The following is an 11941-nucleotide window of genomic DNA, read 5'->3' as shown; positions in this document are numbered from 1 at the left end:
GTTCAGGTAACAGCGTCAGCGACCAGCTGACGGGTCGCCGTTTTCTTTACCCATCCCCCGCTCCGCGCCGCCTTGTCATAAATCGTTCACAGTCAGGGGCTACATTGGCTCGGTTCTTGCTGGACTAGACCAGACAGGCCCATCAACTTACACCCGGAGCAACTGAGATGAAAGCGTTTATCGCCTCTGTAGTAGCCAGTGCTGTTGTGCTTACCCTGCCCGTCGCGCAGGCCGCCGATAACGACCTTGCCGCGCTGGAAAAAGCCGCGCGCAGTGAAGGTCAGGTCAACAGCGTCGGAATGCCGGACAGCTGGGCCAACTGGAAAGATACCTGGCGTGACATCAGCAGCAAATATGGCCTGAAGCACAGCGACACGGATATGTCGTCAGCCCAGGAGCTGGCCAAATTTGAGGCGGAGAAAGAGAACGCCAGTGCTGACATCGGTGACGTTGGTGCCGCCTTTGGGCCCATCGCCGTGGCTAAAGGTGTGACCCAGCCCTATAAACCAACCCACTGGGATCAAATCCCGGACTGGGCCAAAGATAAAGAGGGGCACTGGGCGCTGGCCTATACCGGCACCATCGCCTTTCTGATCGACAAGCAGCAGGTGAAAGATATTCCCCACAGCTGGGCCGATCTGAAGAAAGGTAAGTATGTGGTTACTATCGGCGACGTCGGCGTGGCAGCTCAGGCGGCTAACGGCGTACTGGCGGCAAACTACGCGCTGGGCGGCGATGAGAAGAACCTGAAACCGGCGCTGGCCTTCTTTGCCGACCTGGCAAAACAGGGGCGTCTCGGCGTGACCGATCCGGTGATTGCCAACATTGAAAAGGGCGAAGTGCAGATGGCGGTCGTGTGGGACTTTAACGCCCTTAACTACCGCGATCAGATCGACAAAACGCGCTACGAGGTCGTAATCCCTTCTGACGGCTCCGTGACCTCCGGCTACACCACCCTCATTAACAAATACGCGAAACACCCTGCGGCAGCGAAACTGACCCGCGAATATATCTTTTCCGATCAGGGACAGATCAATCTGGCGAAAGGCTATGCCCGCCCGATCCGTGCTGAGCATCTGACGCTGCCGGCGGACGTTCAGGCTCGCCTGCTGCCACAGTCGGAATATCAACATGCCCGTCCGGTTAAGGACCAGGCTGCGTGGGATAAATCGTCGAAAATGCTGCCGCGCCTGTGGCAGGAAAACGTCATCATCAACATGCAGCAGTAGTCTCTGGCGGGGAGAACGGAATGAAAACGATTCTGGTGGTGCTGGACGGTCTGAGCAATCAGGTCGCACAACATGCAATGGGTTATCTGCATGCCGAATGTTCGCAGGGCAGCGGCTTCTACTACCCTATGACCTGTGAGCTGCCGTCACTGTCTCGCCCGCTTTATGAGTGCATTCTGACCGGTGTTCCGCCGGTCAGAAGCGGCATTATTCATAATGGCGTCAGCCGGCTGAGTCGCGAACGCAGCGTGTTTCACTTTGCGCGGGCCGCCGGACTGACGACGGCGGCCGCTGCCTATCACTGGGTGAGCGAGCTGTATAACCGGACGCCGTTCGTCGCGGCGCGCGACCGGCACACCGACGCGCCGGACCTGCCCATCCAGTATGGCCATTTTTACTCTGATGACAGCTATCCCGACTCGCATCTGTTTGAAGATGCAGAGAGCCTGCGGCTGCGCCACGATCCCGATTTTCTGTTGATCCACCCGATGAACATCGACGATGCCGGGCACAAGTCGGGCCTCTGCTCGCCGCAGTATCGTAACCGGGCACGCATCGCCGATGGCCTGCTCTCGCAGTGGATGCCGCAGTGGCTGGCGGAGGGTTATCAGGTGATGGTCACCGCCGATCACGGCATGAACGACGATCGCTCCCACGGCGGGATTCTGCCGGAGGAAACCACCGTGCCGCTGTTTGTCTTTGGCCGCGCGTTCTCGCTGCAGCCGGACCTTGCGCCGCAGCAGACTGACCTCTGCGGCACCCTGTGCGAGCTGCTGGCGGTCGCGCATGACAAGCCGGTCTGTCGCGGGCTGCTGGTGGAGCGGTCACAATGAAAGGCAAAGGGATCGCGCTGTTGCTGCTGCTGCCTTTTTCCCTGTTCTGGATCGCCTTTCAGCTGGCCCCGCTGGTGTGGATCGCCATCAACAGCTTCTGGAGCGAAATGAACAGCCGGTGGGGCTGGGATAACTATCAGGATATCCTGACCTCACCCTTCTATCAGCAGGCGTTCCGCTTTTCGCTGGATATCTCGCTCTGGTCAAGCCTGTATGGATTACTGATTGCGCTGGTGACCGGCTATTCACTGCATCAGCTCGGCGGCGGACGGCTGCAGCGCTTTCTGCTCTCCTTTACCAACATGACCAGTAATTTTGCCGGTGTGCCCCTGGCCTTTGCCTTTGTGATCCTGCTGGGGCTGAACGGCTGCCTGACGCTGCTGCTGCGCCACTATGGTGTGATTGAGAGCTTCCGGCTCTTCTCGCGTAACGGCATGGTGCTGGTCTACACCTGGTTCCAGATCCCGCTTGGCGTGCTGCTGCTCTATCCGGCGTTCGACGGGCTGAAAAAAGAGTGGCAGGAATCGGCGGCGCTGCTGGGTGCCAGCCGCTGGCGCTACGGATGGCACATCGGGCTGCCGATTCTCTTTCCGGCGCTGATCGGAACCTTTGTCATCCTGCTGGCAAATGCGCTGGGCGCTTACGCCACGATTTACGCCCTGACCACCGGAAACTTCAACGTGGTGCCAGTGCGCATTGCCGCGCTGGTCTCCGGCGATATTTCGCTGGACCCTGCCACCGGCAGCGCGCTGGCCATGCTGCTGGTGGCAATCATGGCGCTGATCACCCTGGTGCAGCAGTATCTGGTGCGCCGCAGCTATCTCAATGCGAAGCAGCCATAACAGGAGCCGCCATGTCACGCGCCGAACATCTTTATCATCGCCTCATGGTCGGGCTGCTTTTTACCCTGCTGGCGCTGCCGCTGCTGGCCACGCTGCTCTATGCGCTCTCATCCGACTGGAGCAACACCATTCTGCCGCAGGGCTATAGCCTGAAGTGGTTCATCCAGCTCTGGAGCGACCCGCGCTTTCTGACGGCACTGGGGCACTCTCTGCTGATCTGCTTTGGCGCGCTGCTCTTCTCGCTGGTGCTGGTGCTGCCTGCCATGTTTGTGATCGCTTACTATTATCCGCGGCTGGATGCGGTCATGAACGTGCTGATCCTGATGCCATTCGCCGTGCCGCCCGTTGTGTCGTCGGTGGGTCTGCTGCAACTCTACTCCGCCTCCCCGCTAATGCTGACCGGTACACCCTGGATTTTAATCGGCTGCTATTTCACTATCGCGCTGCCCTTTATCTATCGGGCGCTGGCAAACAATATGCAGGCAATCAACCTCAAAGAGCTGATCGATGCCGCACAGCTGCTGGGCGCCAGCACCTGGCAGGCGGCGCTGTGGGTCGTGCTGCCCAACCTGCGTAAGGGGATGCTGATTGCCGTCCTGCTCTCGTTCTCCTTTCTGATCGGCGAGTTTGTCTTCGCCAACATTCTGGTCGGCAACCGCTACGAAACCCTGCAGGTCTACCTCTTCAACATGCGCAACGGCAGCGGTCACTTCACCAGCGCACTGGTGATCTCCTATTTCGTCGTCGTGCTGCTGGTCACCTGGCTGGCTAACGCCCTGAATCCTGAACGAGGCTGAATATGAGTTATCTGGAAGTCAGAGAGCTGAACAAGTCCTATGGACCCACACCCATTTTTGAACAGATCGATTTCAGCGCCGCAGAAGGGGAATTTGTTACCCTGCTGGGCCCCAGCGGCTGCGGCAAATCGACGCTGCTGCGCTGTCTGGCGGGATTAACCGACGTCGACAGCGGTGAAATCCGGCTGGAGGGCAACGATATCGTGCCGCTGGCCCCGCAGAAGCGGGCCATCGGCATGGTGTTTCAGAGCTATGCGCTGTTTCCTAATATGACGGTGGAGAAGAACGTCGCGTTTGGCCTGAAGATGCAGAAACTGCCCGAGGCGCAGATCCGTCAGCGGGTCATGGAGGGACTGGAGCTGGTGGAACTGAGTGACTATGCACACCGATATCCGCATCAGCTCTCGGGCGGGCAGTGTCAGCGCGTGGCGCTGGCGCGTTCGCTGGTGACGCGCCCGCGTCTGCTGCTGCTGGATGAGCCGCTGTCGGCGCTGGACGCGCGCATTCGTCGCCACCTGCGCGATCAGATTCGGCGCATCCAGCGCGAACTGAAGCTGACCACCCTCTTCGTCACCCACGATCAGGAGGAGGCGCTGACGCTCTCCGACCGTATCGTGCTGATGAATCGCGGGAAAATCGTGCAGAACGGCGATGCGGAGGCGCTTTATACTCAGCCTGTCGATCTCTTTGCTGCCGGGTTCATTGGCAACTACAACCTGCTGAGCGCCGCAGAGGCGACGCGGCTGACTGGCCAGTCCTTCGCCAGCCAGGTCGCCATTCGCCCTGAATCGATGCGCTTTACCGCGCCGGGCCAGGGGATCCCCGCTGAAATCCTCAGCCACAGCCTGCTGGGCAACGTCATCCGCTACCGTATCCGGGCAAACAGGGTCGAACTTTCGGTGGATGTGCTTAACCGCTCGGCGGCTGATTTGCACCCCGCTGGCAGTCAGATTGGTCTACAATTGGAGATGTCGACTTTGCGCCAGGTGGCTTAAAACACAGGAAAAAATCACGCACAGCGCGGCAATCCCCTTCGCAGATTGCGCTTCCCGTCAGGCTGGCAGTCTGTGTTTTGCGCCTGACGAACGAGGAGCGCCGCCCCGTGTTAACTCTGCTTAATCTGCTCTCTGCTGTGGCCCTGCTGGTCTGGGGCACCCACATCGTGCGAACCGGTATCATGCGGGTCTACGGCGCGGATCTGCGGCGGGTTCTGAGCCGCAGCATCGAAAAAAAACCGATGGCCTTTCTGGCAGGCATTGGCGTCACCACGCTGGTGCAGAGCAGTAATGCGACGACATTACTGGTCACCTCTTTCGTGGCGCAGAATCTGGTCAGCCTGACACCCGCCCTGGTCGTCATCCTGGGCGCCGATGTCGGCACGGCGATCATGGCGCGTATTCTGACGTTTGATCTCTCCTGGCTCTCACCGCTGTTTATCTTCTTTGGCGTGGTGTTTTTCCTCAGCCGCAAGCAGACGCGCGCCGGCCAGCTGGGTCGCGCCAGCATCGGTCTGGGTCTGATCCTGCTGGCGCTGCAGCTGATCGTTGCCGCGGCGCGCCCGATAACTCAGGCTGCCGGTGTCCAGGTCCTCTTCTCCAGCCTGACCGGCGACGTGATGCTCGACGCGCTGCTGGGCGCGGTCTTCGCCATCATCAGCTACTCCAGCCTGGCCGCCGTGCTGATCACCGCCACGCTGACCGCAACGGGCGTGATCTCGTTCAAGGTGGCGCTCTGTCTGGTCATCGGTGCCAATCTGGGCAGCGGCCTGCTGGCGATGATCAACGCCAGCGGCTCGAATGCGGCGGGCAAACGCGTGGCGCTTGGGAGCCTGTTGTTCAAACTGATCGGCTGCATCCTGGTCCTGCCGTTTGTCGATATCGTGGCGAGCTGGCTCGATAAGCTACCGGTTAACGACGAAGAGTTAGTGATCTTCTTCCATGTGTTTTACAACCTGATCCGCTGTGTGGCGATGGTCCCCCTGACTGATCAGATGGCGCGTCTCTGCCGTCGCCTGATCGCCGACGATGTCGACACCGCGCTGCATCTTAAACCCAGACACCTCGATCGCAGCGCGCTGGATACGCCCGCGCTGGCGCTGGTCAATGCGGCTCGCGAGGCGCTGCGCATCGGGGATGTGCTGGAGCAGATGCTGGAGGCGTTCAACAAAGTGGTGCATGGCGAATCCCGCGAGGAGCGCACGGTCCGGCGGCTGGATGATGATGTGGATGTGCTCTACACCGCCATTAAGCTCTATCTGGCACGAATGCCGAAAGAGGATCTGCCGGAAGAGGACTCCCGCCGCTGGGGAGAGATCATTGAGATGTCGCTGAACCTGGAGCAGGCCGGAGACATCATTGAGCGGATGAGCAGCGATGTGGCGGACAAGTCCCTGGCCGCCGGCCGCGCCTTCTCTGCCGAAGGCTTAAAAGAGCTGGAGGGGCTGCAGGAGCTGTTGCTCGCTAACCTCAGAATGAGTCTGTCGGTGTTTCTGTCGCACGATGTCACCAGCGCCAGACGTCTGCGTCGGGCGAAACATCGCTTCCGCCTGATGATCAGGCGCTATTCACACGCGCATGTCGATCGTCTGCATCAGCAGAACGTGCAGAGCATCGAAACCAGTTCACTCCATCTTGGTCTGCTCGGGGATATGAAACGTCTTAACTCGCTGTTCTGCAGCGTGGCCTATACCGTACTGGAGCAACCCGACGATGAGCGTGACTACGAATAGGTCCTGAATCGACGGTTGCGCCGTAGGGCGACGCAACCGGGATCGTCCCGCTATCCTGCGAGGTTACGGGGCCTTCTTCTTAATCGCTTTTCCTGACCAGTAACCTGCCAGCAGTGAGCCTGAGAGGTTATGCCACACCGAGAACAGCGCGCCTGGCAGGGCGGCCAGCGGCGAGAAGTAGAGTTTGCCCAGCGTCGCCGCCAGACCGGAGTTTTGCATGCCCACTTCCAGCGCCAGGGTGCGGCAGGTCGACTCATCAAAGCCAAACAGCTTACCGCCCCAGTAACCGCCCAGCAGACCGATCGCGTTATGCAGGATCACCGCTGCAATCACCATCAGACCTACCGAGCCGATAAAGCCCTGGCTGCCCGCCACAACCGCGCTGATGATCAGCAGAATGCAGATCATCGAAAATGCAGGCAGCCACGGCTCCACCCGGCGAACCACGCTGTTCATGCTGTGATGAATGATCAGTCCCAGGGTAATCGGGATCACGACGATCTTCACGATGCTCAGCAGCATACCTGCCACATCCACCTGAATATGGGTGTCAACATAGAAGCGGGTCAGCAGCGGCGTAGCAAAAACGCCCACCAGGGCTGAAACCGAGGAGATAGTCACTGACAGCGCCACATCCCCTTTGGCCAGATAGATCATGACGTTGCTGGCGGTACCGCTGGCCACGCTGCCGACCAGGATCATGCCGGCGGCCAGATCGGGCGGCATATTGAACAGTTTTGCCAGCCCCCAGGCCGCGAGCGGCATGACCAGATAGTGCAGAAAGGTCCCGGCAATGACCGGCGCAGGCCGGATAAGTACCCGTTTGAAATCATCGATATTCAGGGTCACCCCCATGCCGAACATAATCAGCATCAGCAGATAAGTGACCCAGGGTCCGATGCCGAGAAAGGTGCCGGGCGAGAAATACGCAGCGGCAGATAATAACACGGCCCAGAGCGGGAACAGGCGGGTCAGGGTGGCAAGCATAGCCAGACTTCCTTATAAGAATGTGATGTTTTATGCAGCGTTGCCTTAGCGATACGTCATGCAGGAACGACTGCCGTGACGAGGGCGGAATCATAACATCTCATGATCGGGACGTAAGGCGAAGATAGAGCAAGGCGGGAAAATGCGGATTGACTGCTGCCGATCTACAGAATATCGACGAAATTACGCTGCTTTTACCTGTTAACTGTGGCAGATCACACCAGCCGCAATCGGCATCAACCAGAGCATCTGCAGCTGAACCTATGCCAGACTCGCGAAATCGATCCACCGCCCGGAAAGGCTGCGGGCAGACGAGTATGCCCGCAAGCGTCCACTGCCCCAGCAACCCCGAATTGCCTGTCATTCACTGCCGCTGAATGAGTCAGGTCAGCGACGGGATTGTCAATCCTGCGCAGCGCAGCGCAGAGGGTCGAAGGTGAGCAGGAAAGCGCGCGTCGCCTTGTGACGGGGACAGGCTGAAATAACGATCTGATGGCATGAACAGGACGCGTAACGCTAAACGACCGTCCAGAGGCGGCCCGTTCAGTCAGGCTCTCAGGCCGCGTGAAGGCGGCCTGAGAACAGCGTGCTTACTCGAACAGATTATGATGCAACGTCCGCACCACGCTTTCCGCATCGTTGCCAGGCACCAGGAAGCAGAGGTTGTAGCTGCTGGCACCGTAGCAGATCATCCGCAGGTTGAAGGGATCAAGTACCCCAAACACCTCTTTGCCAACGCCGCAGGCTTTTGACAGCTGGTTGCCAATAATCGCCACCAGCGCCAGATCTTCTTCCACTTCAACCCGGCACAGCGACGAGAGTTCCGTCAGCAGCGCCTGGGTCAGCAGGCTGCCACTGGTCGAGGTAGAGCCGGTGGTATCAAGAGTCAGCGCCACGCTCACTTCGGAGGTGGTAATGAGATCAACAGAGACGTTGTGACGCGCCAGAATCGCGAAAAGCTCAGCGAGGAACCCAAATGTGTGCAGCATGTTCAGGCTGTGCAGCGTTAACAGCGTCTGCTTGCGGCGCAGGGCCAGCGCCCGGAACAGCGGCGGGTTACGGGTTTCATTGCAGACGCGGGTGCCGCCTGCTGCCGGGTCCTTGCTGGATCCGACAAAGACCGGAATGCCGCGACGTACGGCGGGCAGCAGCGTGGCCGGATGCAGCACTTTTGCACCGAATGTCGCCATTTCGGCCGCTTCTTCGAACGTAATCTCATCGATGCGTTTTGCCGTCGGCACCACGCGGGGATCGGTGGTATAGATGCCCGGTACGTCAGTCCAGATATCCACCCGCGCCGCATTGAGGGCTTCACCCAGCAGCGCCGCCGTGTAATCACTGCCGCCACGTCCTAAGGTCGTGGTGCGCCCTTCACTTTCGCTGCCAATAAAGCCCTGTGTCACCACCAGCGCCTGGCCGATGCGGGGCTGCAACTGTGCCGTCGCCTGCTCCGCCAGCACGGCGACATCTGGTGCGGCACGGCCAAAGTGGTCATCTGTACGCATCACTTTGCGGACATCAAACCACTCGGCGTTCACCTGGCGTTCACGCAGAATTTCCACAAACAGCAGCGTAGACATCAGCTCGCCGTGGCTGACCAGTTCATCGGTCAGGGCATGTGAGTTGGCCAGCGAAGCGGCTTCGGAGAGCATGCTGATGTTGTCGATCATCCGATCGATTTCATCGCGGATCACAGCCGGACGCTGCAGACGGTCAACGATGGCATACTGAATGCGACGGATATCCTCAAGCAGCACCGCACGCTGGGCAGCCGGCTGGCCTTCTGCCAGCGCCACCAGCAGATTGGTAATGCCCGCTGAGGCAGAAAGCACGACCAGACGCGTATTCGCATCCTGCAGGACGACATCGGCACTGCGGTTCATCGCTTCAAAATCGGCCACGCTGGTGCCGCCGAATTTTGCCACTATCAGAGTTTGAGACATGTAGGACCTCGTGTCAGGTTATCTTGTTCTCGCCGCAGAAAGGGTCGAGAAACATTCTTTCAGCCAGGCACAAGGAAAGAGCAGAAACGGGCAGACCAGATCGGATAGACGAGTCACCCAGAAGCGCCCCACCTTGCGAAACGTCGACTGCAGACGTTTCTGGTGACAACCCAGAGGATTCAGCCTCTGTAGCCGACAGACAACACACCGTGTGCTGAACCGCCTCGGCGTCGCTCCCCATCATGTGTTTTCACCGGATACGGTTCCTCCAACACACTGCCTGGGCGACGCGCCTCTTCTGGCTTGCGCACAGGTGCGCAAGTAGGCGCATAGATCTAGCCTTTTCTGGCCCTGCTGTCAACGCCAGTAAGGCCCGGATTGCCGCATCAGAAAACAAATTGCCCTGCGCCGCAGCGGCTAGAGTGCTTAATGGGTTCAGCTCATGCAGGTATCACTGATACCGCACAACGTTTTGTGCCGGCTTTCGCGGCACACTTTGCCACGTCGTGTTGCTGTGCCGCACGCCCCTTCGCGCCACGCAATGCTGGCGAAAAGCGGCCGGTGTTCCGTGCGTCAGCCCGACGGGCACTGACAAAATTTTTCCCTTTCAGTTACAACTGTGGTCATACTGAAACGCTAAACGGGCAGGATCTGCCCCCGATGGAATGACGGTTCTTAATATCAACAAGAGTGTTGCCATGAAAAATATCAATCCGACACAAACCGCAGCCTGGAAAGCGCTGCAACAGCATTTTGAGCAGATGAAATCGGTGGAAATTGCCGACCTGTTCGCCCAGGATGCCGATCGTTTTGCCAAATTCTCTGCCACCTTTGATGATCAGATGCTGGTGGATTTCTCCAAAAACCGCATCACCCAGGAAACCCTCGATAAGTTACAGGCGCTCGCGAGAGAGACCGATCTGAGCAGTGCCATTCACGCGATGTTTTCGGGCGAGAAAATTAACCGCACCGAAGATCGCGCGGTGCTGCATGTCGCCCTGCGCAACCGGAGCAACACGCCGATTCTGGTGGATGGCAAGGATGTGATGCCAGAGGTCAATGCGGTGCTGGAGAAGATGAAAGCCTTCTCCGAACGCATCATCAGCGGCGAATGGAAAGGCTATACCGGTAAGCCAATCACCGACGTGGTGAATATCGGTATCGGCGGCTCCGATCTGGGTCCGTTTATGGTGACGGAAGCGCTGCGCCCGTACAAAAACCATCTGAATATGCATTTTGTCTCCAACGTTGACGGCACCCACATCGCCGAAACGCTGAAAGATCTCAGCCCGGAAACCACGCTGTTCCTGGTCGCCTCAAAGACCTTCACCACGCAGGAAACCATGACTAACGCCCACAGCGCGCGCGACTGGTTCCTGAAGAGAGCCAGTGACCAGCAGCACGTTGCAAAACACTTCGCGGCACTGTCGACCAACGCCAAAGCGGTGGGTGAATTTGGTATCGATACCAACAATATGTTCGAATTCTGGGACTGGGTGGGCGGTCGCTATTCACTCTGGTCAGCCATCGGTTTGTCGATCATCCTGTCCATCGGTTTCGACAACTTTGAGCAGCTGCTGAGCGGCGCACACGCCATGGACCAGCACTTCGCCTCTGCCCCGGCGGAACAGAACCTGCCGGTCCTGCTGGCGCTGATTGGCATCTGGTACAACAACTTCTTCGGTGCCGAAACCGAAGCCATTCTGCCTTACGACCAGTACATGCATCGCTTTGCTGCCTATTTCCAGCAGGGCAATATGGAGTCGAACGGCAAGTATGTGGATCGCGACGGTCATCCGGTGGATTACCAGACCGGCCCTATCATCTGGGGCGAACCGGGCACCAATGGTCAGCATGCCTTCTATCAGCTGATCCATCAGGGCACCAAGCTGATTCCATGTGACTTTATTGCGCCGGCTATCACCCACAATGCGCTGGCGGATCACCATCCGAAACTGCTCTCAAACTTCTTCGCCCAGACCGAAGCGCTGGCGTTTGGTAAGTCACGCGACGTGGTCGAGAAAGAGTTTACCGATGCCGGTAAGTCGGCTGAGTCCGTGGCCCATATCGTGCCGTTCAAGGTGTTTGAAGGTAACCGTCCGACCAACTCCATTCTGCTGCGTGAGATTACGCCTTACAGCCTGGGCGCGCTGATTGCCCTGTATGAGCATAAAATCTTCACTCAGGGCGCTATCCTGAATATCTTTACCTTCGATCAGTGGGGTGTGGAATTAGGTAAGCAGCTGGCGAACCGCATCCTTCCGGAACTGGAAAACAACGACGAGATTACCTCGCACGACAGCTCCACCAATGCCTTAATTAACCGCTATAAGTCCTGGCGTTAACCGGCGTTAAATAAACAGGGCAGCGACGACGCTGCCCTTTTTTTGTCTGTTTTTACCGCGTAATGGGCCAGTTATTCTTTACCAGGTGAAAAATAAGACGGGAAAAGTCTTAAAACCGCCTGAGGTAATTCTGATCCTGAGGGGATAAACCAGGCAATTATTCAGTTTAAAATGGCCCTGAAATTGCGTCACTTCACATATTAGCTATTGATTATTAAGCGGATTCAGTTTTATCCA

9 protein-coding genes and 1 riboswitch are annotated in these 11941 nt (G+C 58.2%); of the genes, 7 read left to right on the top strand and 2 right to left on the bottom strand.

Annotated features, from left to right (window positions below):
* Nucleotides 1-167 precede the first annotated feature (167 nt).
* The 6 genes from RT657_RS04275 (at nt 168) to RT657_RS04250 (ending at nt 6429) form a co-directional block, all read left to right on the top strand.
* Nucleotides 168-1229, top strand: a complete 1062-nt coding sequence (locus RT657_RS04275) for an ABC transporter substrate-binding protein (RefSeq protein WP_313652731.1) — start codon at nt 168-170, stop codon at nt 1227-1229.
* Between the two features lie 20 nt (nt 1230-1249).
* On the top strand, nt 1250-2062 hold the full coding sequence (locus RT657_RS04270) for an alkaline phosphatase family protein (protein ID WP_313652730.1): 813 nt from the start codon (nt 1250-1252) through the stop codon (nt 2060-2062).
* A complete protein-coding gene (locus RT657_RS04265; protein ID WP_313652729.1) occupies nt 2059-2904 on the top strand; it encodes an ABC transporter permease subunit in 846 nt (281 codons plus the stop codon). The genes RT657_RS04270 and RT657_RS04265 overlap by 4 nt, the downstream gene beginning before the upstream one ends.
* Nucleotides 2905-2915: 11 nt before the next feature.
* Entirely contained in the window at nt 2916-3701 is a 786-nt protein-coding gene (locus RT657_RS04260; protein WP_313652728.1) for an ABC transporter permease, read from the top strand.
* Between the two features lie 2 nt (nt 3702-3703).
* Nucleotides 3704-4696: an ABC transporter ATP-binding protein gene (locus RT657_RS04255; protein WP_313652727.1), complete on the top strand. Its 993-nt coding sequence runs from the start codon at nt 3704-3706 to the stop codon at nt 4694-4696.
* Nucleotides 4697-4803: 107 nt separating this feature from the next.
* Nucleotides 4804-6429: a Na/Pi cotransporter family protein gene (locus RT657_RS04250; protein WP_313652726.1), complete on the top strand. Its 1626-nt coding sequence runs from the start codon at nt 4804-4806 to the stop codon at nt 6427-6429.
* Between the two features lie 63 nt (nt 6430-6492).
* Here RT657_RS04250 and panS read toward each other — a convergent pair whose 3' ends face one another.
* Together panS and lysC are read right to left on the bottom strand one after the other, a co-directional pair.
* Nucleotides 6493-7416, bottom strand: coding sequence for a ketopantoate/pantoate/pantothenate transporter PanS (gene panS / locus RT657_RS04245; protein WP_313652725.1), 924 nt, complete (start codon nt 7414-7416; stop codon nt 6493-6495).
* A gap of 590 nt (nt 7417-8006) precedes the next feature.
* Complete coding sequence (lysC, locus tag RT657_RS04240; RefSeq protein ID WP_313652724.1) at nt 8007-9359, bottom strand: lysine-sensitive aspartokinase 3; 1353 nt, start codon at nt 9357-9359, stop codon at nt 8007-8009.
* Between the two features lie 113 nt (nt 9360-9472).
* A riboswitch (Lysine riboswitch) is annotated at nt 9473-9665 on the bottom strand.
* A 392-nt stretch (nt 9666-10057) separates the two neighbouring features.
* Between lysC and pgi the strand changes: the two genes are divergently transcribed.
* The gene (pgi, locus tag RT657_RS04235) at nt 10058-11704 is read left to right on the top strand and encodes a glucose-6-phosphate isomerase (RefSeq protein ID WP_313652723.1); all 1647 of its coding nucleotides are present in this window, start codon (nt 10058-10060) and stop codon (nt 11702-11704) included.
* Nucleotides 11705-11941 lie beyond the last annotated feature (237 nt).

The organism is Pantoea sp. (assembly GCF_032114055.1).
Classification (GTDB): Bacteria; Pseudomonadota; Gammaproteobacteria; order Enterobacterales; family Enterobacteriaceae; genus Pantoea.
This window is presented reverse-complemented; position numbering and strand designations above follow the sequence as displayed.

What these genes read in the sequence shown, in the direction of transcription:
- lysC (WP_313652724.1), bottom strand. Translation starts at nt 9,359, where the DNA reads ATGTCTCAAACTCTGATAGTGGCAAAATTCGGCGGCACCAGCGTGGCC.
- panS (WP_313652725.1), bottom strand. Translation starts at nt 7,416, where the DNA reads ATGCTTGCCACCCTGACCCGCCTGTTCCCGCTCTGGGCCGTGTTATTA.
- RT657_RS04275 (WP_313652731.1), top strand. Translation starts at nt 168, where the DNA reads ATGAAAGCGTTTATCGCCTCTGTAGTAGCCAGTGCTGTTGTGCTTACC.
- RT657_RS04260 (WP_313652728.1), top strand. Translation starts at nt 2,916, where the DNA reads ATGTCACGCGCCGAACATCTTTATCATCGCCTCATGGTCGGGCTGCTT.
- RT657_RS04270 (WP_313652730.1), top strand. Translation starts at nt 1,250, where the DNA reads ATGAAAACGATTCTGGTGGTGCTGGACGGTCTGAGCAATCAGGTCGCA.
- RT657_RS04255 (WP_313652727.1), top strand. Translation starts at nt 3,704, where the DNA reads ATGAGTTATCTGGAAGTCAGAGAGCTGAACAAGTCCTATGGACCCACA.
- pgi (WP_313652723.1), top strand. Translation starts at nt 10,058, where the DNA reads ATGAAAAATATCAATCCGACACAAACCGCAGCCTGGAAAGCGCTGCAA.
- RT657_RS04265 (WP_313652729.1), top strand. Translation starts at nt 2,059, where the DNA reads ATGAAAGGCAAAGGGATCGCGCTGTTGCTGCTGCTGCCTTTTTCCCTG.